General features: G+C 68.9%; 20 protein-coding genes and 4 tRNA genes. 15 read left to right on the top strand and 9 right to left on the bottom strand.

Going from position 1 to position 24,568, the window contains the following annotated elements:
• The first annotated feature begins 106 nt into the window (after nt 1-106).
• The 3 genes from ON33_RS11925 to ON33_RS11915 are packed head-to-tail and all read left to right on the top strand — an operon-like array spanning nt 107 to nt 2,346.
• Nucleotides 107-595, top strand: coding sequence for a hypothetical protein (locus ON33_RS11925; protein ID WP_051151934.1), 489 nt, complete (start codon nt 107-109; stop codon nt 593-595).
• A 6-nt stretch (nt 596-601) separates the two neighbouring features.
• Nucleotides 602-1,723 (top strand): sensor histidine kinase, encoded by a 1,122-nt coding sequence (locus tag ON33_RS38165; protein WP_051151933.1) that lies wholly within the window; start codon nt 602-604, stop codon nt 1,721-1,723.
• A complete protein-coding gene (locus tag ON33_RS11915; RefSeq protein WP_245550487.1) occupies nt 1,690-2,346 on the top strand; it encodes a response regulator transcription factor in 657 nt (218 codons plus the stop codon). The genes ON33_RS38165 and ON33_RS11915 overlap by 34 nt, the downstream gene beginning before the upstream one ends.
• A gap of 169 nt (nt 2,347-2,515) precedes the next feature.
• Here the strand turns inward: ON33_RS11915 and ON33_RS11910 are convergent, their stop codons facing one another.
• Entirely contained in the window at nt 2,516-3,340 is an 825-nt protein-coding gene (locus tag ON33_RS11910; RefSeq protein ID WP_040858543.1) for a TIGR02452 family protein, read from the bottom strand.
• Between the two features lie 119 nt (nt 3,341-3,459).
• Between ON33_RS11910 and ON33_RS11905 the strand changes: the two genes are divergently transcribed.
• From ON33_RS11905 to ON33_RS11885, 5 genes are all read left to right on the top strand, one after another.
• Nucleotides 3,460-3,825 carry an ACT domain-containing protein gene (locus tag ON33_RS11905; RefSeq protein ID WP_040858436.1) on the top strand — a complete coding sequence of 122 codons (366 nt, stop codon included), beginning with the start codon at nt 3,460-3,462 and terminating at the stop codon, nt 3,823-3,825.
• A gap of 247 nt (nt 3,826-4,072) precedes the next feature.
• Nucleotides 4,073-4,447, top strand: coding sequence for a BlaI/MecI/CopY family transcriptional regulator (locus ON33_RS11900; protein WP_040858434.1), 375 nt, complete (start codon nt 4,073-4,075; stop codon nt 4,445-4,447).
• A 223-nt stretch (nt 4,448-4,670) separates the two neighbouring features.
• Nucleotides 4,671-5,060: a putative copper homeostasis (lipo)protein LpqS gene (gene lpqS / locus ON33_RS11895; protein ID WP_157184493.1), complete on the top strand. Its 390-nt coding sequence runs from the start codon at nt 4,671-4,673 to the stop codon at nt 5,058-5,060.
• A 100-nt stretch (nt 5,061-5,160) separates the two neighbouring features.
• On the top strand, nt 5,161-6,309 hold the full coding sequence (locus ON33_RS11890; RefSeq protein ID WP_083868888.1) for a PLP-dependent cysteine synthase family protein: 1,149 nt from the start codon (nt 5,161-5,163) through the stop codon (nt 6,307-6,309).
• A gap of 47 nt (nt 6,310-6,356) precedes the next feature.
• Nucleotides 6,357-7,625 carry an MFS transporter gene (locus tag ON33_RS11885; RefSeq protein ID WP_083868886.1) on the top strand — a complete coding sequence of 423 codons (1,269 nt, stop codon included), beginning with the start codon at nt 6,357-6,359 and terminating at the stop codon, nt 7,623-7,625.
• Nucleotides 7,626-7,663: 38 nt separating this feature from the next.
• Here ON33_RS11885 and ON33_RS11880 read toward each other — a convergent pair whose 3' ends face one another.
• The 5 genes from ON33_RS11880 to ON33_RS11860 all read right to left on the bottom strand — a co-directional run bounded on the left by ON33_RS11880 (nt 7,664) and on the right by ON33_RS11860 (nt 15,380).
• Nucleotides 7,664-8,605, bottom strand: a complete 942-nt coding sequence (locus ON33_RS11880; RefSeq protein ID WP_040858429.1) for a M56 family metallopeptidase — start codon at nt 8,603-8,605, stop codon at nt 7,664-7,666.
• Between the two features lie 536 nt (nt 8,606-9,141).
• A complete protein-coding gene (locus ON33_RS39550; RefSeq protein ID WP_051151932.1) occupies nt 9,142-11,460 on the bottom strand; it encodes a thiamine pyrophosphate-dependent enzyme in 2,319 nt (772 codons plus the stop codon).
• A gap of 258 nt (nt 11,461-11,718) precedes the next feature.
• Nucleotides 11,719-12,273, bottom strand: a complete 555-nt coding sequence (locus ON33_RS11870) for a 3'-5' exonuclease (protein WP_040858425.1) — start codon at nt 12,271-12,273, stop codon at nt 11,719-11,721.
• 71 nt (nt 12,274-12,344) lie between these two features.
• Nucleotides 12,345-13,124: an META domain-containing protein gene (locus tag ON33_RS11865; protein ID WP_040858423.1), complete on the bottom strand. Its 780-nt coding sequence runs from the start codon at nt 13,122-13,124 to the stop codon at nt 12,345-12,347.
• An 87-nt stretch (nt 13,125-13,211) separates the two neighbouring features.
• Nucleotides 13,212-15,380, bottom strand: coding sequence for an acyltransferase family protein (locus ON33_RS11860; RefSeq protein ID WP_040858421.1), 2,169 nt, complete (start codon nt 15,378-15,380; stop codon nt 13,212-13,214).
• A gap of 200 nt (nt 15,381-15,580) precedes the next feature.
• Between ON33_RS11860 and ON33_RS42730 the strand changes: the two genes are divergently transcribed.
• Nucleotides 15,581-15,841, top strand: coding sequence for a TipAS antibiotic-recognition domain-containing protein (locus tag ON33_RS42730; RefSeq protein ID WP_218001410.1), 261 nt, complete (start codon nt 15,581-15,583; stop codon nt 15,839-15,841).
• A 55-nt stretch (nt 15,842-15,896) separates the two neighbouring features.
• Here the strand turns inward: ON33_RS42730 and ON33_RS11850 are convergent, their stop codons facing one another.
• Complete coding sequence (locus ON33_RS11850; RefSeq protein ID WP_040858419.1) at nt 15,897-16,385, bottom strand: hypothetical protein; 489 nt, start codon at nt 16,383-16,385, stop codon at nt 15,897-15,899.
• Between the two features lie 494 nt (nt 16,386-16,879).
• Here ON33_RS11850 and ON33_RS41135 point away from each other — a divergent pair.
• Nucleotides 16,880-16,958, top strand: a tRNA-Lys gene (locus tag ON33_RS41135).
• Nucleotides 16,959-16,960: 2 nt separating this feature from the next.
• A tRNA-Ala gene (locus ON33_RS11845) sits at nt 16,961-17,033 on the top strand.
• Between the two features lie 269 nt (nt 17,034-17,302).
• Here ON33_RS11845 and ON33_RS43260 read toward each other — a convergent pair.
• Nucleotides 17,303-17,428 carry an Rv1535 domain-containing protein gene (locus tag ON33_RS43260; RefSeq protein WP_245550486.1) on the bottom strand — a complete coding sequence of 42 codons (126 nt, stop codon included), beginning with the start codon at nt 17,426-17,428 and terminating at the stop codon, nt 17,303-17,305.
• Between the two features lie 66 nt (nt 17,429-17,494).
• On the opposite strand from ON33_RS43260, the gene ON33_RS11840 reads away from it, so the two are divergent.
• Both ON33_RS11840 and ON33_RS11830 read left to right on the top strand, forming a co-directional pair.
• Nucleotides 17,495-17,761 carry a hypothetical protein gene (locus tag ON33_RS11840; RefSeq protein WP_040858418.1) on the top strand — a complete coding sequence of 89 codons (267 nt, stop codon included), beginning with the start codon at nt 17,495-17,497 and terminating at the stop codon, nt 17,759-17,761.
• A gap of 689 nt (nt 17,762-18,450) precedes the next feature.
• Nucleotides 18,451-22,980, top strand: a complete 4,530-nt coding sequence (locus tag ON33_RS11830; RefSeq protein WP_157184492.1) for a cation-translocating P-type ATPase — start codon at nt 18,451-18,453, stop codon at nt 22,978-22,980.
• A gap of 235 nt (nt 22,981-23,215) precedes the next feature.
• Here ON33_RS11830 and ON33_RS39535 read toward each other — a convergent pair whose 3' ends face one another.
• Nucleotides 23,216-23,650 (bottom strand): excalibur calcium-binding domain-containing protein, encoded by a 435-nt coding sequence (locus tag ON33_RS39535; RefSeq protein WP_083868880.1) that lies wholly within the window; start codon nt 23,648-23,650, stop codon nt 23,216-23,218.
• 736 nt (nt 23,651-24,386) lie between these two features.
• Here ON33_RS39535 and ON33_RS11820 point away from each other — a divergent pair.
• Nucleotides 24,387-24,462 (top strand) — tRNA-Asp (locus ON33_RS11820).
• 4 nt (nt 24,463-24,466) lie between these two features.
• Nucleotides 24,467-24,538 (top strand) — tRNA-Phe (locus ON33_RS11815).
• Nucleotides 24,539-24,568: the final 30 nt, after the last annotated feature.

Genomic DNA, 24,568 nt, shown 5'->3' with positions numbered 1-24,568 from the left:
CGGTCGACGCCAGGGGCCGTCGGGTGTCGCTCGAACCAGCGCAATCCCACCCGGTCTCCACCCTGGGGTGGTGGGTGGAGGCGTCTTCCCGGGCGACCGTAGAGGCATGAACTTGCAGAATGCGGTGGTCGACGGCGCGGTGGCGGTGCTGGTGATCGGGTGGATCATGTACCGGCAGACCCAGTGGCAGGTCCTCGACGCCAATCGGCTGTGGCGGGGCCCGATCATTCTCGGGCTGGCAGGATTCCTGCAGATGAAGTCCGTGGTCACCGGTGGCGGACTCGGCGTGATGTCGGTGGCGCTGCTGGCCTTGTCGGCGGCGCTGGGCGTCGGGATCGGCGTGCTGATGGGGGTGCTGTCCCAAGTGCGCCGCGGCGCCGTGGGATTGGAGGCGCGGACCGGGTGGGCTGGCACGCTGCTGTGGCTGGTGCTGCTGGCGGTGCGCATCGGGGTGGACGTGGTCGCGCACCTGAGCGACGCGGTGGCTGTCACCTCGGTCGGGGCGATCCTGCTGGTGGTGGCGCTGAATCGGGCGGGCCGGGCGCTGGTGCTGGCCCGGCGCGCCGAGCAGGCACAGCTGGTTGCGGCACACTGAGACCCGATGTCCGTCATCGAACCACCCTCGAGCCTGTCCAGGCTGCTGCGCCTGGTCGGGCTCGTCGCCGTGGTCTCATCCTCGGCGCATGCCACGCTGTTCCACTGTCCGTGGGTGGCGGCGCTGGTGATGCTGTCGTGGGCGGGCTGGGCGGTGTGGGCGGTGGCGCCGGCGCGGCAGTGGCGGCTCGAGCGAATCTGCCTGTGCGCCATGGCAGTCGGCGGGGGACTGACGGTCGCGCAGTCGATCGGCTCCGGAATCACCGCCCTGGCCACGGTTTTCATCGCGCTCGGGCTGCTGAACTCGCCGCTCTGGTTCGGGCTGACGATCGCGGGGTCCACCGGGGCGCTGATGTGCGTCTCGGTCCTGATCGACGGGGCTCGCCCGAGCGCGCTGATCGGACTGCTGGTCGGAGTGATCGTCGTGGGCATGGCGGGCTGGAGTCGCCGGCAGGCCCGCATCGGCGCGCAGCGCAATCGGCTGCTGGTGGAGCAGAATCGGATCATCCGGGAAGAGCGGGACAAGGCCGCCGCCCTGGCCGAGCGCGGGCGCATCGCCCGCGATATCCACGATGTGCTCGCCCACACCCTCGGTGGACTGGTGCTCCAGCTCGACGCCGCCGACGCCCTGCTGGAGGCGGGGGAGACGGACCGGGCGGCGGAGCGGGTCAAGGCTTCCCGCCGGCTGGCGGTCTCCGGACTGGCCGATGCCCGCCGGGTGGTGGGCACCCTGCGGTCGGGGGGCTTCGACGCGGCGGCCGAACTGCGCCGGATGGTGGAGGAGCACCGCGCCACCGGCGGGCAGGTGGCCGAACGATTCGATGTCGCCGTGGATCCGGCGAACGAGCAGGCGGCGGTGGCGCTGACGCGCGCCGTGCAGGAGGCGCTCACCAACGCGCGCAAACACGCTCCCGGGCAGCCGGTTACGCTCACGCTGCGTGACAACCGCGGCTCGCTGGAGGCGGAGGTGACGAATCCGCTTGCCGCGCACCGGATGCCGCTGGGTGATAGCGGATCGGGCGCGGGACTGCTGGGTATGCGGGAGCGGATCGAGGCGGTGGGTGGGCTGGTGTCCGCGGGGAAGGAGGACGGTCGGTGGACGGTGCGAATCCTGCTGCCGCGGAAGTGATCACGGTGGTGGTCGCGGACGACCAGACCACGGTGCGCGACGGGCTCACCACGGTCCTGTCGCTGCTGCCCGACATGCGGGTGGTGGGGGAGGCCCGCGACGGCGCGGAGGCGGTGGAGCTGGTGCGGCGGGTGAAACCCCGTGTGGTGCTGATGGATCTGCGCATGCCCGGTGTCGACGGTGTGGCCGCGACGGCCGCGATCACCGCCCAGCATCCGGAGACCGCGGTCCTGGTGCTCACCACCTACGCCGACGACGCCTCCATCGCGGGCGCGCTGCGGGCCGGCGCGCGCGGCTATCTCACCAAGGACGCAGGTCGGGCCGAGATCGCGGCGGCCATCCGCTCCGTTGCGAGCGGCCACACCACCCTTGCCGCCGAGGTGGGCCGCCGCCTGCTCTCCGCCCTCGAGGTGCCGCCCGAAGCGCCCGCCGACCTCACCGATCGTGAGCGGGACGTACTGCGGCTGATGGCGCAGGGGCGCAACAACTCCGAGATCGCCAAGGAGCTGTTCATCGGCGTCAGCACGGTGAAGACGCACATCAATTCGCTGTTCGCCAAGCTCGGGGTGCGCGATCGCGGCCAGGCGATCGCTTACGCGCATCGCACGGGACTGGCCCGCTGAGGGAGGGTCACTGCCGGGCGCTCGACCTCGCTTCTAATATCTGAGTCTGCAGATATTGCAATCTAAGCATGAGTTGTCCGTATGGCATCGCTACCGCGACGCGGGAGCCGGGGGCCCGTTCGAAACAAGCAACGGAGAAGACCGCTGCCCGCCAGCGGAATTCGACCGGCTACGAGGAAATCGCCTGTCCGAAGCGGGCTTCGAACGCGGTGCGATTGGCCGAGACGGGGGAGCGGTCCCACACGGCGAAGACCACGCGATCGAAGGCGGCGCCGTGGATCCGGAGCGCCTGGTCGAAAGCCTCGGCGACCTCGTTGGGGTCATTGCGGAACACGCCGCATCCCCAGGCGCCGAGGACCAGTTCGCGGACGCGCTCGTGGGCGGCGATGGCGAGGACGCGCTCGGCGCGGGCCAGGAGGATGTCGCGGACGTCGACCCGGTGGCCCGAACGGTTCGCCAGCGCACCGGCATTCGGGGCAGGCGAGGTCAGGAACGAGGTGGTGAAGGTGCGCGCGGTGAGCGCGCCACGGTCGTCGCGGATGACCGGGACGTCGCGCGAGAAGATGACGCGGTCGCTGTAGCGCAGGTCGTCGGAGGCGCGGTGGGCCTCGTAGTAGCGAGGCGTCTCGAGCAGGCAACGGTAGAGCAGGGCGCTGCGGCAGAGGTCTTCCTCCTGGGCGCGCGCACCGCGGAGGTAGCCGCCGCCGGGGTTGCGGGCGGAGGCGAAATTCAGGACGGCGATGGCCTTCCCGCCTTCCTGATGGAGTCGGCGCGCGGCCTGCATGCTGCCTTCGGCCGTGACCTCGGGACGTCCCTCGAACGGTCCGGGGTCGCGGTTGTACAGCTCTTCGCCCGGCTCGAAGCAGTGGGTCCAGGCGCGGGCCTCGGACAGCGCGTCGGTGATGTCGACGTGGGTTCCGTCGGCCGCGCGGTAGGTGCCGAGGGCGGCGATCCGTTCGTTCTCGACAGCGATCTGCTTTGGGCTGGTACTCATTTCAGCGACCATACGGGCCGGGTCGGGGGATGGCATCCGAATTTTAGTCGCGGACACCAATACTGGGTGGCCTCGGTGCGTGCACCGGGTTTGTCCGGCCCTCCGCCTACGATGTCGGCATGGCCGGCTCCCAGCGTTTGCGGATCGTCCCGTCGCAGTTCGCGGTGGATCATCTGCCGAATTCCACATTCCCGGAGGACGACGAGTGGATCGCCCTGGTGCGGGCGCCGGAGGGTCTCACCGTGATTCGCGAGGCGCCCGCGTGGGCCGAAGGGGAGATCTGGAAGGGTTTCTACGGTGTCGACGCGGGCAGTCTGAATGCTCCGGGCACGCTGGCCGCGCTGATCGGTCCGCTGGCGGAGTCGTCGATCCCGGTGTTCGTCGCCTCCACCTTCCATGCGGATCTGGTGCTGGTTCCCGCGCATCGGCTGGAGGAGGCGTCGTCGGCCCTGCGTGACGCGGGGCATCGCATCGCCGACCGATAGCGGGCCGAGTTTCGACGCGGGGTTTTCGGGTAGTCCGGTGTGGACCCGCTGTCCGGTTGCGTGTGCGGGCGGACGGGTGCACCATATTACTGTCTACGTACGTAGAACGTATGTGCGGGCGCGCCCCTGGCGCCCGGCGCGGCTTGAGTCCTTACCCGCGATCACCCTGCGATCGGGTGCGCACCGGGACAGTAGGCCGACACGCGATGCGAAATCGGCTGAGCCGTGAGGTGAGGAGACGTCGGACGTGAGTGCGCGAGGCTTCGGAGACCTGGAAGCGGTCGTCATCGAACGCATCTGGGACCGCCCCGGGAAGACGACGGTCCGGGAACTGTTCGACGAGCTGGCCGGCGAGCGTGACATCGCGTACACCACCGTCATGTCCACCATGGACAATCTACATCGCAAGGGCTGGCTGGAACGTGAACGCGTCGGCAAGGCCTACCGGTATTGGGCCACGCTGAGCCGCGAGGAGTACAGCGCCCGGCTCATGCGGGAGGCGCTGGGCAGCGGCGGCCGTTCGGATCTGGTGCTCGCGCATTTCGTGGAGCAGATGAGCGCCGAGGAGTCCGAGGGTCTGCGTGCGGCCCTGCGCAAGCTCGCGCGCTCGAAGCTGCGCTGACCGAAGGTTTCCCGGTCTGCTGACCGAAGGTGTCGCGCGCCCTCTCGATTCCGTTGTGGCCCGTGGTGGCGCCACGCTGCGTGAGCCCGATCACCGCCTCCCAACTAACTACGTACGTAGATAGTAGATTGTTTCGAGGGTGTGTCGGCGAGCATGCCGTCGAGGAAACCGGCCGCTGGAAGTGGCAGCCGGGCAATCGGATTCGAGGCGAGAGGTGGCGGCGGTGAGTCGTGTCGGCGGGTTCGGCCGGGCCCTGTGGGTGCTGCTCGGCTCGGGACTGGTACTGCTCGCCGCGATTGCCGGTTGCGCGCTCGGCGATCGAGCCGACCACGCGCGCCCGCTGGAAGCAGTGTCGATCGCCGCGTCCGGCACGGGGGATCGGGGCCCGCACGGCGGTGAATCCGTCCACTGCGACCCGCATGTCGAGGCCGCGATTCGTACGGTCGCACCCGCCGCCGAGCACGCGCCGGACGCGGTGGCCGATCCCATTGTCCCAGCGGCCGGATCCGCCGACACCGGCATCGCCGCCGTGCCCCACGGGGTGCGGGGACCACCCGATTACGCGGTCGGCGGCCGAATGCTGCTGACCCGCCTGTGTATCGACCGACGCTGATCGGCCGGCGACAGGCCCGGGGCGTTTCGCCGCGGGCCGGAGTCCGTTGCCGTGCACGTCATGCCGCTATCGCGGCGGTCCGATACCGAAAGCGACAGTCATGGACAAAGGTCTGCTCGACGAATTCGACGCGGTCACCGGCCATTCCGGGATGCCCGGCCCGGCCCGGGAACCCCGTGCCCTGGTGGGCAATACGCCGGTGCTGTGGGTGGGGGCGCCGTTCGCGCCCGGGGGTCTCGGCTTCTGGGCCAAGCTCGAGGGACGGAATCCGGGGGGAATGAAGGACCGGCCCGCGCTGCACATGGTGCGGTGCGCCCGGGATCGGGGAGAGCTGGCTCCCGGCGGGCGGATCATCGAATCCTCCAGCGGCACACTCGGGTTGGGGCTGGCTCTGGCCGGACTCGTGTACGGGCATCCGGTGACGGTGGTGACCGATCCGGGCCTCGAACCGATGGTCGCGCAACTGCTCGCGGCCTACGGCGCCCAGGTGGAACTGGTGTCCGAACCGCATCCGGAGGGCGGCTGGCAGCAGGCACGGCGTGACCGCGTCGCCGAACTCCTGGCGGCCGAGCCCGGTGCGTGGTGCCCAGACCAGTACAGCAATCCCGACAACGTGGACGGATACGAGTCGTTGGCCAGGGAACTGGTGGAACAGCTCGGCGGCGTGGACGTGCTGGTCTGCGCCGTAGGCACCGGCGGCCACTCGGCAGGCGTCGCCCGAGCCCTGCGCCGCACCAACCCGGGCCTGTCCCTGATCGGCGTGGACACCGTGGCCTCCACCATCTTCGGCCAGCAGGCGGGCCCGCGCCTCATGCGCGGCCTCGGCTCCAGCATCCATCCGCGGAACGTCGACTACGCCGCCTTCACCGAAATCCACTGGGTGGCACCGGCCGAAGCCGTCTGGGCCTGCCGGACCCTGGCGGCCGGCTACCTCGCCAGCGGTGGCTGGAGCGTCGGCGCGGTCGCGCTGGTAGCGGGATGGGCCGCCCGCACCCACGCCCCGGGCACGCGCATCGCGGCCGTCTTCCCCGACGGCCCGCACCGCTACTTCGACACCATCTACAACGATTCCTATTGCGCCACACACGGACTGCTCGGTGCTCCACAACCCACCGAGCCGGACACGATCGCCCATCCCCGGGACCGGCAGGTTCACAGGTGGACTCGCTGCACCACGATCATCGACCCCCGGGCTCCGCAGTTCGCATCCGAGGCGGGCGTGCGCGCGGGGGCGGAGGGGCTGTCGTGAGCGTCGTGGCGAAGTTTCGCGGGTTCGATCGGGCTGCGCAGTTGTTGATGGTCAATCAGTTCGGCATCAATCTCGGTTTCTACATGCTCATGCCGTATCTGGCCGGGTACCTGTCCGGGCCATTGGGTTTGGCAGCGTGGGCGGTGGGCCTGGTGCTGGGCGTGCGGAACTTCTCGCAGCAGGGGATGTTCCTGGTCGGCGGGACGCTGGCCGACCGGCTGGGATACAAGCCGCTCATCGTCGCCGGATGTCTGCTGCGGACAGCCGGTTTCGCGCTGCTGGTGTTCGCCTCGGATCTGCCGGGACTGCTGATCGCCTCGGCGGCCACGGGATTCGCCGGGGCGCTGTTCAATCCGGCGGTACGGGCCTATCTGGCCGCGCAGGCGGGGGAGCGGCGGGTGGAGGCGTTCGCGGTGTTCAACGTCTTCTACCAGGCCGGGATGCTGGCGGGACCGCTGGTCGGATTGGCGTTGCTGGCCTTGGATTTCCGGGTGACCGCGGCTGCGGCGGCGGTGGTGTTCGCGCTGCTCACCATCGCGCAACTGCTCGCCCTGCCCGCGCGGCGGGGCGCGGAACCGGCCGTGCGGACCTCGGTGCTGGCGGATTGGCGCACCGTGGTCGCCAATCGCCGCTTCGTGGCGTTCGCGCTGGCCATGATCGGCTCGTATGTGCTGTCGTTCCAGGTGTATCTGGCGCTGCCGCTGCAGGCCGAGTATCTCGCCGGTGCGCGGGCGCAGGCGGTCACCTCGGCGTTGTTCGTGATCTCCGGCGTCGTCGCGGTCGCGGGGCAGTTGCGCATTACCGCCTGGTTCCGTGCACGCTGGGGGACCGCCCGTGGCCTGGTGGTCGGCGTGGGACTGCTGGCGGTGGCCTTCGTGCCGCTGGCAATCCTGCCCTCGCCGCGGCCGCTCGGCGCACCGGTGGCCATCGGCGCACTGCTGCTGGCGGCGGCGGTGCTGGCGGTCGGCACCGCCGCGGTGTTCCCGTTCGAGATGGACACCGTGGTCTCCCTGTCGGGAAATCGCCTGGTGGCCACCCACTACGGCTTCTACAACACGGTGGTGGGGATCGGCATCCTGGTCGGCAATCTCGCCACGGGCGCGCTGCTCGGTGCGGCGCATGCCGCCGGCGCGGATTGGGCGGTGTGGCTCGGCCTGGCCGTCATCGGCGCGCTGGCTGCGGTCGCACTGAGTGCCCTGCACCGGTCGGGCCGGGATGGCGCCCCGACCGGCAGGCACCGGACGCCGAGCGAAGATCCGTCGCCCGCGGGCCGCCGGATCGACTACCCGACCCGGCCGCTGCCGACGCGCCGGTGAGCCATCGGGTCCCGGTGCGGCACCGAATCGGGACCCGGCTAGACGGCGCAGACCTGGACGCCGATGGCGGCGGTGACAATGGCCGCCACCGGGATGAACACCGCGGTGAGCGTGATCGCCGCGGCCGCGACGCGGGTGTGCAGGCGCGGTGGATTCTCCGGCATCGACAGGCGGCGGACCCGGGGCAGCAGCGCGGCCTCGGCGGTGGCGGGCGGGGTGGGGAGGCTGGACAGCGTCAGCAGGGCCTGTAAAACGTTGGCGCGCCCGTGAATTCGCGCGGCGACGTCGTCGGCGAGCATCTCCAGCAGCCGCGCCACCTCGGACGCTCCGAGGGTGAACAGCTCGACCCGCGGCAGCACGGTGGCCAGGGCGCGGGTGAGGGTCAGCAGCAGGTGGTGGCGGCCGTCCAGGTGCGCGCGCTCGTGGGAGAGCACCGCGTCGAGGTGATGGTCCTCGAGCGCGGCCAGCACGCCGCGGCTGACCACGATCGTATGCGGCTTGCCCGCAACGCAATACGCGGCCGGATGATCGACCTCGAGCACCACCGCGTCCAGTTCCGGGTGGTGACGCCCGGCGAGCCGGGCCATGCGCGCGTGCTCGAGGGTGTTGCGGCGCGAGCGCAGCAGGGTGGTGCCCAGCCGCACCGCCAGCACCAGAACCGCCACCGTGGCGAAGCCCGACAGCGCGAACAGCCCGGTCTGCACGTGCCCGCCGTAGTAGCCGACCGCCGCGTCGTGCATGTGCAGCAGGCAGCTGTCCATGAAACGCGCCGGGAACAGCGAAATACGATGTGTGACAAGGTCGATGATGATGATCGCCAGGGTCACGGTCCAGGCCAGCACGGTCGAGGCCATGGCCGCGAGCCACGCCGCCACCGCGATCCGCGGTGCGGCCCCCTCCGTGCTGAGCCGGCGCAGCAGTCGCGGCGCGAGCACGGTGACCGTGAATCCGTACAGCAGCAGACAGATGGCAATGCTCATGACGGCACCCGCGATCGCGCTGCTCGCATCCGATCTCCTCCCGTGGAATGGGCTCGAGTGTAGAGGGCAAAACTGAGGGCAGGCTTACTCTCTCGGCGGGAAGGGTAAGGCAGGTCCCTGGCGCGAGGGCGGCGATACCCCTGTGGGGTACATTATCTCGATACCTGCCGGGGGTAGTAATCCGAAAACGGTGACAGGAGAACCGATGTCGACCCGAACCGAAGCGGCATGGCGGATGGCATGACATCCGGCAACTGCGACCCTCGTCCGCTGTGTTGTCCCGTGTGTGATGGCTGGAGTGCGGGCGGGTCTGCGTGGACGCGCCGCCGACTCGCCGTGTCGGGCTGCGAAAAGCGGATGAAATGGCCGGGTCTGCTTGCGCGCGGCCCCGATTTTCCGGTATTACGTATCTACGTAGTTGTTACGTAGATAGGCTGGGTGTCGTTCCCTCGACGACACCGGGACGCCGACCGGACCGGCGTCGACAGCGGGTGGGGCCGGGTGCTTCCGCGAGCACGCCCGACCCCGACCCGTTGTCACCACGGCGTCGCCGGCAGCGCCCGCGCGGCGGCCTCGATCGCCGCCTCGTCCAGCAGCACCGCCGACGCGGCCGGACCCAATGGCACGAAACTGTCCGCGCTGGTGACACGGGCGACCCGGCCGTCGAACCCGGCGTCCAGCAGTGCCGCGCACACCGCCTCGGAAACGCCCCCGCTGCGCCGTGTCTCATCGGCGATGAGCACCCGCCCCGTGGCGCGCGCGTGCTCGAGCAGATCCGCCACCGGCAGTGGCGCCAGCCAGCGCAGATCCAGCACGCGGGCGTGAATACCCTGCGAGGCCAAACGCTGCGCCACCCGCAGACTCATCGGCACGCCATTGGCGAAGCTCACGATGGTCAGATGCGTGCCGGTGCCGTACACGCGGGCCCGTCCGATCTCGGCATGGCCCATATCGGAAATCGGGGCCAGCCAGCCGACGTCCCCGGTTCGATGCAGGTCCCGGGTGTGGTACAGCGCGATCGGTTCGAGAAACACGCACACCCGCCCGTCCGCCCGCGCCGCCGACACGCACGTGCGCAGCATCGCCGCCGCGTCATCGGCGCGCGCCGGCGCGGCGATCACCAGGCCTGGGATATCCCGCAGCGCCGCAAGGGAATTGTCATTGTGGAAATGCCCGCCGAAGCCCTTCTGGTACCCCAGCCCCGCGATCCGCACCACCACCGGGTTCCGATACCGCCCACCCGAGAAGAACGACAAGGTCGCCGCCTCCCCGCGCAACTGGTCCTCGGCATTGTGCACATACGCCAGATACTGGATCTCCGGAATCGGCACGAAACCCGCCAGCCCCGCACCGAGCGCGGTCCCGAGCACACTCTGCTCATCGAGCAACGTGTCGAAAACCCTTCGCCCGCCGAACTTCTCCTGCAACCCCTTCGTCACTCCATATACCCCGCCCTTGCGCCCCACATCCTCCCCGAACACCAGCACATCCGGATCGCGCGCCAGCAGCTGCGCCAGGGTCCGATTGATTGCCTGGGCCAGAGTGAGTGGCTCGCCGGATGTCGCAACCGGCTCGGGTGAACTCGCCTGTGACGGAGCGGAGTTCATCGATGCCGAGGCTCCCGAATCCGCAGTCGGGTCCGACGTCGCGGTGGTCCTGCCCGTCGGACCTGCACCGGCCGGAATGCTGTGCGCCGAAGCGGGATTGGTGTCGCCTGCTGGTCCGGCGCTGCTCGCCCGATCGAGAGCGGGCCCGACGCGCAGGGCATCGTCGCGGACGGCCGCCGGGTGAGCGGGGGCCAGCGGGGCCGTGATCTCGGCGGCCGAGCGCAATTTCGGTTCGTGCCAGGCGGCTTCGGCGGCCTTGGCGACCAGATCGCCGATCTCGTCGTAACGCCGGATGATGGCGGCGGGAGTGGTGACGCCGGTGGTGACGAGCAGGCGGGCGGTGGCGGTGACCGGGTCCCGGCGCAGGTCGGCGGCGATCTCGGCGGGACGGCGGTAGGCCGACTCCACATCGGAGCCCGCGTGGCCGAGCAGCCGCACGGTGCGCAGGCGCAGGAAGGCCGGTTTACGGTGTGCGCGAACATGATCCGTGGCCGCGGTGGCCGCCGCCAGTGCCGCGCGCAGGTCGGTGCCGTCGGCGTCGAAGTAGGCGAGTCCGGGCCGGAATCCGTAGGCCTGCGCGATCCAGGTGCGCGGCGTGGGAACACTGATGCCCAGGCCATTGTCCTCGCACACGAACAGGATCGGCATCGGCACGCCCTGATGGGCGGTGTGGATCGCGGTATTGATGGCCCCGGCCGCGGTCGAATGGTTGGCCGAGGCGTCACCGAAACTGCACACCACCACCGAATCCGCCGGCCACTCGGTGCGCAGATGCAACCGCGCGGCCCGATCCAGCGCGAACGCCAGGCCCACCGCGCGCGGCAGGTGCGACGCGATGGTGGAGGTCTGCGGAATGATGTGGGCGGGCTTACTGCCGAAAACCTTGTGCCGCCCACCGGAAATCGGGTCCGCGGCCGCGGCCGCGACGCCCAGCATCACATCGCGCAGCGGATCCAGGCCGGGCACCTGCCGGGCCCGGTGCACGAAGAACGCGCCGGACCGGTAGTGCAGCAGCGCCGGATCGGTGACCCGCAACGCCGCCGCCACCGCGACATTGCCCTCGTGTCCCGACGAACCGATGCTGTAGTACCCGTGCCCCTCCCGGGTGAGCCGCCGTGCGGCCAGATCCAGCTGCCGGGATGCGGCCTGGGCGTCGAACAGTTCCAGGCACCGCGCCCCGGTCGATCCGCTTGCGGCGTCGATCGGTTCCCGGTGCGCGCGAGCCGCTCCCGGCGTCGTCGCGGCCACCTCCGTGCGAAACCACTGATCCAGCTCAGCTTCCGGGTCGTTGATGACGCCCTCCCATGGTTCGAGTTCGCCGGGACCTCAGCCTAGGTGTGACACAGCGCGATCAGCGCCAACATCGGATCTGTCGGCCAGTCTGTCCAGAGTGCCGGGTGCAGGCCAGTCGCGGTCGTATCTCCGCCATGTTGGTGATCTGTTCGGAAGTATTCCAGGCGCTATCCGTCAGCGGCTGTGTATTTCCGAAGACGCGGTCGCAACCACTCAGCGCGGCCAGGCGTCGCGTGCCAGCATGTCGGTGATCAACGCGGCGATGTTCCAGGCGTCGTCCCCGCCGCGATGGTGGGTCCCCTCGAGGGGGAGCCCCGCCAGCCGCAATGCCCCCGCCATCCCATATCGCCGCTTGGTGTCCCGCGCGACGGAGAAGGCCAGCTTGGCATCGGTGTGCCTGCTGCCGAACGGGTACGGCGCCCCCGTCCCCTCGCACTGCGCGGTGAACTGCTTGCGGTCGTAGTCACCCCAGCTCGCCCACGGCCGCGAATCGGCATGAAATTCGGTGCGCAGCAACTCGCAGGCCTCCGCGAACCCGATTCCCGCCGCCACCTGGTCCGCCGTGAGTGTGGTCAGCTGGGTACAGAACTCGCTGACCGTCGAACGCTCGGGTCGCACCAGAATGCTGTGCTTGCTCACCCGCTCCCGGGTGGCCGTATCGAGCACGCACAACCCGATCTCGATGATCTCGCTCGGCTGTCCCGGCGGATTGGGCCCCTCCCAGCAGGTGGCCTCCACATCCACCACATTCAGATATCTCTCGTCCATACGCCCGCACGCTAGCGCGTGGATACCCGCGCACGACAACGATTTTCGGTGGCGTGCCACCGGAGCACCACTCACTCCGCGCGCAGTTTCAATCCCGTGTCGTTGCCGGCGTTGCGGATGGTGAGTTCGTTGGAATCGATGGTGGCCTTGGTTTTTCCGTCCAGTGCTTGCAGCACCTGCTGCTCGAGTTCCATGACCTGCGGTTCGCACATCATGCGGGTGGTCGCGATCTGGAAGGTGACATTGCCGTCGTCGATCTGGGCGGTGCCGGTCATGGTGTTGCAGCCCGCGCTGCCCGAAACCTTGCCGTCCGGGGTGATGGTGAGGGCGGGGCGGACCTCGTCGAGGGTGGCCGAGTGGACCTCGGCGTCGGGGCGCAGCAGGGCGGTCACGATCCAGGGCGTGCCGATCAGCGGTTTGTCCGGGTGGGCGGCCTTGCGGTCGAGCATGGTGACGGTGGCGCCGTTGCCCTCCAGGGTGAGCGTGTCGCCGGCCAGCGTCCAGGTCGGCTGGGAGCGCAGCAGGCTGTCCTGCCAGCCGTCCGCGCCCGCGAGATCGCCCGGGCATGCCATGAGCGTGGTCGCCATCTCACCCACCTGGATGGTATTGCCTTGCAGGTCAACGGTTCCGGTGGCGGTATTGCAGCCGGAGGTGGCCGAGATGTGCCCGTCGGCGAAGGTCAGGGTCAGCGGCCCGCCACCCGGGATCGGGGTGCCCGCCACCGCGGTCGAGACGAAGGAGCGGCCCATGAGAGAAGCGGGCGGGATGTCGTTGACGCCGCCGTTGGAGGCGCATCCGGCGGCGGTCACGGCGGTCAGCGCGAGCAAGACCCACAGACGAGTTGCTGGCATATGCCCGATCGTACGGCGATCACACCGGCATCCCGAGCGCCGACGCCAGCGTCTGCCCGATGGAGTTCACGAACGAGCCCGCGCAGCTCAGCCGTGGGCGAGCGCCTGGTCGGTGAGTGCGCCGATGGCCGGTCCGAGTGTCCGGGCGTAGCTGACCGTGAGGTGGTTGTCGTCGCGGTACACCAGGGTGTTGCCGACGATGAGGGGACAGCGGACGGCAGTGCAGAACAGCGAGGTGAGGTCGGCGTACTGGCCGCCTCCGGCGACGGCCGCAGTCTGCTCGGCCCCGACACCCGCGTCGTCCACCGCGACCGGTCGCTCGGGGGTGCATGCCAGGGCATCGTCGATGTGCTCGGACAGGCATGTTGGCACGGTGGTGTGCGGATCGGGGATCGGGCCGAGAACGAGGACGGCCGAGCCGATCGCGCGCAGCTCGGCAACCAGGCGGGTCAGGCCATCGATCCAGGCGCGGTCATAGGAGACGAAGCCGAAGTCTCCGCCATAGCGTCGGGACATGCTCACCACGATCAGCCGTGGGCGTTCGCTCTGCAGCCGGGTCAGCACCTGGCCGCGCCATTGCTCGCATTCGGTGTACTCCCGGTCCAGATAAGGACTGGTGATGGTCAGGTCCAGCAGTGGGCAGGTGACCTTCGCCATGGTTTCCAGCCGCCAGCCCCGTGCCGCGGCGATCGGCTCCAACGCCGGGCTCCACATCGCGGCGTGCGAATCACCGACCAGGGCCACCGTGGTGTCCGAGTCCGAATTACCCGAGGCACACTCGGGCTGGCCCACATCGCGCCAGGAGCGAACACACCCGTTGTTGAACACGTCTGCCTTGTCGCCGGACGCGTTGCCGAGCGAGGGCGTGAGATTCGACGGGACGGCCCGGATTTCGGCGGAGGCGGCGACCGCCGACTGAGTTTGCGTCACCAACTGCCGAACCGCCTGGTCGAGGGGGTCGGCGGCAGGAGCGGACGGCACAGCTGGTGTGACGAGCGTGAGCGCCGGCGCCGACATGCCGCGGCCGACCGGGGCGGGGACGAGGACGAGCAGTACCACTGCCACACAGATGGCGACAGCAGTGCACGCGCCGCCACAGGCGAGGCTGAGCCTGGCAGAGCTCCGCAACAGTGCGGCGAAGCGGACCGGATTCTCGACCGACCAGTGCGTCAGCAGCGCGAGTCCGCCGGTCATCATGACCGCGCCGAGTGCACCGACTCGCCCGAGTGGGTGGCCGAGCGCCAGGGGCGCCAGCAGCAACACCGGCCAATGCCACAGATACAAGGTGTAGGACAGGCCGCCGATCGCCCGCACCCGAGCCGGAGCCAGTACCCGGCCAACCCCGAATCGTGGTGCGGCACAGCCGGACACGATCACCAGAGCCGCGCCCAGTACGGGCAGCAGCGCCGCGGCGCCGGGATACGGCGTCTTGCCGTTCAGCTGGGTGCAGGCCGTGACGATCACGACCAGGCCGATCCATCCGACGAGCACGGCCACCGATTTCGGCAGCCGGGACCATGCGACGGCCGAGAGCGCCACCATGCCGCCGACCGCCAGCTCCCAGGCCCGAGCGGGCAGCGAGAAGAAAGCCCATGGCGGCAGCACACGGGTCCACACCAGCGAGATCGTGAACGAGGCGGCTGCGACAACCGCGAGCACGATCAGGTACGGCAGCAGCGTGGCCGATCCGGTTCGTCGCCGCCGCACGAGCCAGGCCGTCGTCATGATGACCACCGGCCACAGCAGATAGAACTGTTCCTCCACACCGAGCGACCAGAACTGCTGGAACGGCGACGGCGGCGCATCGGCGGCGAGATAGTCGGTGCCGTGCAGGGCGAGCCGGTAGTTCCCGGCGTACAACGCGCTCGCGATCCCGTCACCGAGGACCTGGCGGGCCTGCAGCGGCGGCAGCAGTATCGCCGCGCCGATCGCGGTGGTGACCAGGACGATGCTCGCCGCGGGCAGCAGCCGCCGAGCCCGTGCGCCGTAGAACCGGGCCAGCTCGATGGTGCCGGTGGCCGTTGCCTCCCGGCAGAGTATTCCGGTGATCAGGAAGCCCGAAATCACGAAAAAGACATCCACGCCGACGAATCCACCACCGAGCCCGGGCGTACCCGCATGGAAGAACACGACGGCCAGTACCGCGACTGCTCGCAACCCTTCGATATCGGGCCGAAATCCCTCCCGGGGCGGCGATGCATTCTGAACCCGGTCTGCCTGCCGATTTATCAATCCGCTCCCGGCCGTGTCCGTCATGGGGCTGCATTGTTATCGATCGTGTGGTCCATGTCACCGCGACTCTCCGGGGGTCCCATTTGCCGCATCGCCCCCGCACAACGACCCCGACGAGTCGTATCCCGCTGGGAACGCGCTTTCGCCGTGAGCAACCAGTGGCGGCACGGCAAGTCGTTGCGGGAGCAGTGGGAGTGGAAGCGTGACACCGACGATCTGATCGCGTGCTGGATAGCCGCCCGCAAGGACGAGCGGACCCCGGAATCCGACGCGCGCAGGCGCCGACCGCCCGGCACGTGGCGTGGTTGCGGGCCATCCCCGGAACGCCACTGGCGGACGGTGATCGGGAGCGCTCCATCGCCATGATGTGCGGACTCGGGCGCATGTACGTCGAGGACGAGCGGTTCGCCGCGGCCTACGGCGGGCCCGAACACGCTGCGTTCGTGCGTGATTCGCTCGACGATAACCTCCGCCGGACACTGTGAAGCCCTGCCGCGCCGCGAAACGCGTGCCCGGCAGGGCTTTTCACGTCGGTACGGCTCAGCTGCCGTAGACCTGGCTGGAGTTGAACGAGAACTGGTGTCCCATCGAGCTGCATTGCACCCCGCCGCGGTAGCCCTGCGTGCACGTCGCGCCCGCGTAGCTGATGCTGGCCGGAGACCACACGTCACCGCTGGACGGCAGTGCCTGGTTGCCGCCGGGCTGGGTGTGGCCGCCGCCGCTCCATTCCGGATGGGCGGGCCAGGCGGCGTTGTCGATGATCGCGGCCGGGGCGTACGGCACCGGATAGGACTGGCTATTGGGCCCGGCCAGTGACACGTACATCAGCACGCCCGCCGGGTTGATATCGCAGCCGACGATGCCATTGGCGGCGATCGAACAGTTGAAGCCACCGATATTGAAGAATGCGGTGTCTCCGATGAGGAAACCCGACGGATCGGTGGGGTCGGCGGAAGCGATGCCGGTGCTGAGGAACAGGGCGCTCCCGGCCGCGACGGCGAGCAGGACAGATCGAGTTTTCATCGTCATGAATGCCTCTCCTGTAGTGAACCACCTTAGATAGCTGATCATGTGCTATTCGTTTCAGCACTAGTTGACGAATATTACAGGTGGGCTAGCTCGTCCCAAGTTGGCGGTGGAAATCCGGGAGGGGCTGCTCGCCTCACGGGTCGATAGCTGTAAATGCGCTGTCGACGTGACGGGTGCCCGAAGCGAGAATTCCGCGCCCGCGACGCTCTCACCCTGGGCCTCGCGAATCCACCCGCGTCAATTGCCGCATCGGGCGGCAGGCCTGGAAATTCGGTTGCGGCGCTCCATCGTCTGCTGCGAATGTTGTTGTACCGCAAGCTCGATGGGTTGGCGGTCTCGGAAGGTTCCGGCCTGTGGAGGTCGGTCGGTCTTGAAAACCGGAGGCGGGCAACGTGTCCCGGGGGTTCGACTCCGCAGCTTTCCGCGGTGTTCCGTCGCGAGACGGGACCGAATGGCATAGCGGTGTGGCGCAGCGCAGCGGCCGGCCGGACGATGGCGTAGTTGCTCTGTCGGCACGGGCAGCCTGACCTTTACTCAGGACCCACGTCGGTTCGACTCGGACCTACGTCACCAACGACCTCGTGCCGCGACGGCTTGGCACCCTGACTCGCACTCAGGACTACGTGGGTTCGATTCCCATCGAGGTCGCAACGATTCGCAGCTCAGTGGTCAGACCACCGCCCTGATGAGGCGGGGGCCGGAGGTCCATCCGTGACGGTTCAGTCGGCGAGATGACTTGGCCGGGACTAAACTCTGGTTAGCTTCGTTGGCGCGAAACGCGCAGAACAAACGTTGATCGCTGTGATGGGACTGGGCCAGGATCCTGATCCAGCAGTTGGTGGACTTCGTCCCACCGTCGTTGCTGCGACCGCCGTTGCTCCTCGGCCGTTCACCCCCGGCGGTTGCCTGCGGGATGATCAGTCGACGATCTCGATAACACCCAGGCGCAGCAGTACCGCATACACCTCACGCAACGGCACTGTGAGCATCTGCGTCAGTGCCCCCGTCAATGGATCCGACCCGTTGCCCATACCAGAACTCATCACGCTCGACACACTGCGGATCCGAGGCGTCGAAAACTCGAACGGACTATGACCGGGAGGCAACAAATGGCCGAAAAACCGTCAACCGGCCACCAGAACGCCGTCGACCGTGTGCTGGCTGCGCAGGGTTTCGCAGTAGACCTGCCGGTGATCGGTCGGGTTCGCATCCCCCAGCCCGAGCAGTTGGCGTACTACGGCGTACTAGGCGCGCTGGCCGCAGCGGAGATCATCGAATGGCCCGTCGCGCTGGTCCTCGCAACAGGTCACTGGCTGATACAGGATCAGCACAATCGCGTCGCTCACCAGATCGGCGAGGCCCTCGAAGAGGCGTAGATCTCATTTGCATAGCAACTTGTCTGCAATTTCGGTTGCCCAGGTTACGGAGGAGTCGTCTCCGCAGCTGTCGAACCCGAGTCGACACACCGCTTGGGCACGGTCTTTTCTGCCTGCGTGCGACGCGAACATCTTGAACGCACCGCCTTTTGTTTCGATCGAGTAGGGCCGTTTCGAGCATCGCGGAGTATTCTGGCTACGCACTAGTTTCCGCAGGAAGTTCTTCGCGCTACCTACGACGACTGGGGTGTGATGATGAGCGTTGCGTCGAATACTGTGAGAACGCTCGAAACTACGGCATCGGCGACCGTGCATGCGTTCGAGGCTGCCGGTGGAGCCGTCGTCGGCGCGGTGACCGGTGCTGCGCGCGGCACGGCCGAGGGTGCCGTATCCGGCGCTCGCAGTGGGATGGACCTTCCTGCCGCCACTGTGCTCGGTGTCGTTGCAGCCGGCTTGACGGGCCTGGTCGAGTGGCCCGTGGCTGCCGCCGCGGGCGGCGTCGCCGGTGCGGTGTATCTGTTGCGGCACGCCAGAACCGAATCCGGGAAGCAAGACACGTCCGAACAGCCGCGGAAGCGTACGAGTACTCGGCCGAAGAAGTCCACCGCGGGTTCGCGACGGTCGCGAACCGCCGCAAAGTAGTGGTGTCCCCGCTCGGTCTGGCCACTGCGCCGGTTCGGCTGTGCCTCGTGGCCACCGGAGCCACGCTGGGATTGCTCCAGCGGCCGGCCACCGTGGCGTCGCGGCTGGCGGACCCAGCCGCTCGAACAGTCGCCGAACTCACCGAGGGCATCGGCCGGGAACTGAGCGCGCTTGTGGACCCGCGGCGCATGCGTACGCAGCGGCGGCTCACGGTGCATGCCAACCGTATTCACGCCGAGGTTCGCGGCTTGCAGTCCGCACAGAGCGCTCGGGTAGCCGAGTTGGCGCGCAAGCACCTCGAGCAGGAACCGGAGGTGCGCTGGTTCCAGGTCAATGCCGCCACCGGGCGCGTCGTGGTGGCAGCGGACCCACAGCGCCTGTCTCCGGCACAGCTGGAGACGATCCTGGAACGCGTCGAAGATCTCGCCGGAACCAGTGCGGAGCCGTGGAGCCGTCGACTCGAGCACCCCTCCGATCGGGAGCCGGTATTGACATCTGCGCTGCAGCTGGCCGGCGATCTCATCGGGATCGGTGCGGTCGTCACGGGGCGGTTGCTTCCGGCACCGCCACCGGCCCATGTAGTCCGGGGGGCGGTGGCTCTCGTGGACGGACAGCCGCGGTTGCGCGGTGCACTGGAAGCCCAGCTCGGTCGTCACCGCACCGATACCGTGATCACGATCGGAAATGCCGTGGGTCAGGCATTGGATTCGGAAGTGACCGGCCTGTGCGCCGACGCGATGCAGCGGGCGGTGCGGCTGGTCGAAGCCGCCGCTCGCTTCGCGCAGTGGCGGCGCTGGGAAGAGCTGATCGCCGACCCGGACCTGCCGAGCGTCGACGTATACGAGCCGCCCGAGCCGCGGCCGGTACCGCTGCCGCATGGACCGATCGAGCGCTGCACCCAGCAGGTCAGTGCCGCCGCGGCACTGGCCTCGGCGGCAACTCTGGTCGGTGGCCGTGCGGTCGCCGACACCGCCGACGCCGTGGCGGCGGGCGTGCCGAAGGCGGCGCGGGCCGGTCGCGAGACCTTCGCCGGTGCGCTGTCGACCCTCATGGCGGCGCGTGGCGTGCTGACCCTCGACCCGTTCATGTGGCGCCGCATGGACCGGGTTTCCGCAGTGGTCGTCGACCGGGATGCCGTGCGCGGTCAACGGGCTGTGGTCCTCGACGCCGAATCCCGCGACGACAGCTGGCCGGTCGAACACGTGTGGAGCGCTGCCCAGCGGCTGCTCTGGTGCAATGGCGAGGAACTGCCAATCCCGCCACCACCTGAGCATCAGCGTGAGAATCTGCATCTGGGCATCGACGCCTACCCAGGACTCGGCGCCGACACGGATCCGCCCGGCCCGGATAGCGATCCAGGGGGCCCGCGCTGGCACCGGCTGCACGAGCACGGACATGTGGTCGGGCGGGTGCTGATCGGGAGCGAGCCGCATCCGGGCGCTGCCGGATTGCTGGCCACCGCCCGACAGGCGGGCCTGCGGGTAGTGCTCATCGGTGACGAGAGCACCGGCGAATTGCGTCGCAGTGCCGATGAATTCGTGCTCGCCGGCGGGTCGGTGTCCGGGCTGGTCCGGCGACTGCAGCAGCAGGGGCACGTGGTGGCGGTGGTCAGTGGCGAGGCACATCGCGCCCTCGGCGCCGCCGATCTGGGCATCGGTATCGCCTCCCGAATCCCCGGCGCTCCGGCACGGATCCCCTGGCAGGCGGATGTGGTGTGCCCGGATCTGAGTTCGGCACGGCAGATCATCGCCGCTACCGGACAGGCACGCAATGTCAGCGAGCGCGGCCGGGTCCTGACGCTGTCGGCGGTCACGCTCAGCGGTCTGTTGCTCGCGTCCGGTCCCGCTGGGTCGCGGGCGGCGCGAGCCACCAGCCCGGTCACGGCGGCCACTCTGATGGGGTTGGCAACGGGTCTGAACGGCGGGCGCCGGGCCGCCCGCGCGACCGGGCCGGCCGAGGTGCGGCTGGTGCCGTGGCATGCACTGGAACCGGACGAGGTGTTGATTCGACTACCCGCCCCACGCCGGTCGGCGCCGCCGCCTCGCTCGCACGTCACCACCGTCGCCAGCCGGATATCGCAGCGATTGGCAACTCCCGCAACGAGTCTCGCCGGTCTGGTCGCAGATGTGCGCCGCGAGCTGGCCGATCCGATGACTCCACTGCTGGGTGTCGGCGCGGTCGCCTCCGCGCTGCTCGGCTCGCCCACCGACGCTGTGCTCGTCGGCACGGTGCTCGGGCTCAATGCCACAGTGTCGGCCCTGCAGCGCCGCCGCGCCCGGCTGTCGCTGGACAAACTCCTGCTCGGCGAGCGTTTGACTGCTCGGCGGCTCACCGAAGACGGCGAAATCGAGACTCCCGCAGACGGTCTGCTGGCTGGTGATGTGATCGCTCTGGCCACCGGCGAGGTAGTCCCTGCGGATGCGCGGCTGCTGGAGACCGATGGGCTGGAAGTGGACGAGTCCGGCCTCACCGGCGAGACCGTGACCGTGGAAAAGCAGACCCCCGCTACACCCGGCGCCCTGCTGGCAGAACGCACCGGCATGGTGTTCGAGGGCAGCGTCGTGGTCAGCGGCGAGGCGACCGCGGTAGTGGTGGCAGTCGGATCCGCGACCGAGGCCGGTCGTGCTCTCGCCGCCGCCGGACCGCCCCCCAGCGGCGGTGTGCAGAAACAGCTGCACAGCTTGACCGAACGCGTGCTGCCGTTCACCCTCGGCGGCGGAGCCGCCGTTACCGTCACCAGTTTCCTGCGTGGGCTGCCGCTGCGCCTGGCCCTCGCCGACGGGCTGGCCGTCGCCGTCGCCGCGGTCCCCGAGGGACTGCCGCTGGTGGCGACGGTCGCCCAACTGGCCGCTACCCGACGCCTGTCCCGCCGCGGCGTGCTGGTCCGTTCCAGCCGCACCATCGAGGCACTCGGCCGCGTCGACACCATGTGCTTCGACAAGACCGGCACCCTCACCGAGGGACAATTGCGGCTGGTCGCGGTTGCCGATCTCGACCAGAAGTGGGACAGCGACCAGCTCGCGAGCACGCCACAGTCGCGGGGGCTGCTACGTGCCGCCGCCCACGCCTGCCCCAACCCCGAGGATGCCCCACTTGTACACGCCACCGACCGAGCTGTCGTGGAGGCAGCACACACATATCTGAGCGGCAGACAGCCCCATGCCTGGGCTCCCATCGAGGAGTTGCCGTTCGAGAGCTTCCGCGGCTACGCCGCGGCGGTGGGCAATACCGGTCAGCACATCCGGCTCGCCGTCAAAGGCGCCCCGGAAGTGCTGCTGCCGCATTGTGATCAGGTCCTGCGCGCCGATGACGAAGGCCGCCCGCAGGCCCGGCCGTTCACCGCCGACTGCCGCGCCGATGCGGAGGCGGCGGTGCGACGGCTGGCCGCGCAGGGGCTGCGGGTGCTGGTGGTGGCGCGGCGCGATTTCGCCTCCGCTCCCCGCGATCTCACCGAGGAGATCGAGCACCTCACCCTCCTCGGCTTCCTCGGCATTGCCGACAGCCCGCGCCCGCAGGCACTGGAACTGCTTGCCGAATTGGCGCGCAACGACATCAGCGTGCGGATGATCACCGGTGATCACCCGATCACCGCGCGCGCGGTCGCCGAACAGCTCGCCATCCCCGCCGACACGGTAGCGACCGGCGCCGATCTGGACCTGCTGGACGAGGACGGCCAGGCCGAACTCATCGAGCAGGCAACAGTTTTCGCTCGGGTGTCGCCGGAACACAAGGTGCGCATCGTGTCCGCACTCCAGCGCCGCGGGCACACGGTCGCGATGGCAGGCGACGGTAGCAACGATGCGGCCGCCATCCGCACCGCCGATGTCGGTATCGGGCTGGCCGCTCGAGGGTCGGTCGCCGCACGCGAGGCCGCGGACCTGATCCTCACCGACACCGGCAAGGTCCTCGACCTCACCGTGCTGCAGGAGGCACTGGCCGAGGGCCGTGGCATGTGGCAGCGAGTACGCGACGCGATCGGCGTGCTGGTCGGCGGCAACGCTGGAGAGGTGGCGTTCACCGTGTTGGGCACGCTGCTGTCCGGCCGAGCCCCGATCGGCACCCGGCAATTCCTGGTGGTGAACCTGCTCACCGACCTCGGTCCGGCAATGGCGCTCACACTCGCGGACACCCGGCCCGCCGACGACACCGAAACGACCGACAGGACACTCGGGCCGCCGCCCGGTATCGGCAGCGAATTCCTGCAAGCCGTCGCCGTGCGCGGCGCCTGCACCACCGTCGGCGCCGGCGCGGCATGGCTGCTCGGCCGCGCCACCGGCCGGCGCCGCCGCGCGGAAACGATGGCACTGGCCGCTCTGATCGGTACGCAGCTCGGGCAGACCCTGGTGATCGGCCGCCACAGCGGCCTGGTCTGGGTGACCGTGGCAGGCAGCTCCGCAGTCCTCGCCACGATCATCATGGTGCCCGGAGTGAACCGGTTCTTCGGGTGCGTACCACTGGGGCCGGTAGCGTGGTCGATCGTGCTGGGTTGCGCGGCAACCGGCACCTGCGCGGCCCTGCTCGCCGGCCGCGCGCTGTCCGTGCCGCCGCCCGACGCGGCAGGTTCGTCGCCTTCGTAACGTTGTGTCAGCGCGCGTCGAGAACACCATCGCCAACAGTCACTCGGGACAATGTGGGTTCGATTCGATGGCACCATGATTCGTAGCCCGATGGTCAGCGGCCCCGCCCCGAGAAGGCGGGGCCGTTTTCGGCGACGGAGTCCCGACGAGTGCTGGTGCTGCACCTGTTCTCGGGTGAGGCTGTGGCGCACCTGACCCCGAATCCCCAACTCCCGAGTTCGTGCCCCGGGAAACGCTATTTCTCGCAAGCGATTCCGTCGCCGTCCCGGTCCAATCCGGAGCGATAGCCCGGATCGCCCCGATACAGCGGTGCGGCACCCGCCCTTTTCGCGTCGGCGCAACTGCGGTAGTACACCGACGGCGCGCTTGTCGTTTCCGGCGCCGGAGCAGGGGCAGCGGCGGGCGGAGGCGGTGCCGCAGCGGGCACGGAAGGCACCTCCGCGGACGCACTGGGAACCGGGGTGGACGGCAGCGGAACGATCGGCGTAATCGGAGGCGCCGCGGTCGTGCTGCCGACCGGCGCTGCAACGGTCGTGGTCGTCACCGCCAATGTCGCGGTCGGCCGGGGTGTGACAGTCGTCGGAAACGATGTTGTCGAACCGCACCCCGAAATCAATGCGGCGACGGCGATGGCAGCAGCGATCAGGATGCTATGTCGTAGCGGAGGCATGAGCGTAACCCTTCATCGAATCGTTGGATCGGTACGGCCAATCCGGTCAAAACCCCTGCTGCGGAAGGCGCGTACACACCACGACCATCTATCGACTTCCTCTGGACGTATGCCTTCCAGCAACTACTTGGCACGAAATGTCGGCCGCTGCCCAAGGCGACAACTACCGACAGGCCCCCGCTTGCAGTCGTCTCGGCGGGCTGCAATCCACCACACAGGCCACGACAGTTGTCGGCTCAGCACCCCTCGTGGTGAGTCTCGTGACGAGTCCTGCGCCACTGAAAATTCAATTGCGACGAACCGTGCGAACTGCGAATGCTGTTGTACCGCAGCCCCGACGGGGTCAGCGCAAGTGGAAGGTTCCGGCCTGCGGGGGCCAGCCGGTCTTGAAAACCGGAGGCGGGCATCGTGTCCCGGGGGTTCGACTCCTCAGCTTTCCGCGATGGAGATGAACCGGTCAGGGTGCCGGGACTGGTTGCCAGCGAGATCGAGGATCCGCCTTGGGATTCGAGTTCTCTGTCTTCCGCAGCTTTTCGTCGCGAGGCGGAACCGAATGGTCGTAGCACGGTGGTAGAGCGGCGGTCTCCAAACCGCGCGCCGGAAGTTCGATCCTTCTCGCCCGTGCTGGAGCGGTGGCCGGCCACCCCAACCATTGGTTGCGCTCGTGGCGTGCAGGGAGGCTGTAACCCTCCCGGTTTCGGGCGCAGGTGGTTCGATCCCATCCGGCCGGACCGATGACGTAGTTGCTCTGTCGGCATGGGCGTCCTGACTGTCGTTCAGGATCCACATCGGTTCGACTCCGACCTGCGCCACCGGCGGTTCGTAGCTCAGTGGGGAGAGCGCCGCCCTGAATAAGCGGAGGTCGGAGGTGCACTGCGCCCGAACCGGCTGTGGTCGATGCCGAAGCTGAGACAATTG

Source organism: Nocardia niigatensis NBRC 100131, assembly GCF_000308655.1.
Lineage (GTDB): Bacteria > Actinomycetota > Actinomycetes > Mycobacteriales > Mycobacteriaceae > Nocardia > Nocardia niigatensis.
Note: the sequence above shows the minus strand (reverse complement) of the source record. Positions and strands in the feature narration are given on the sequence as shown.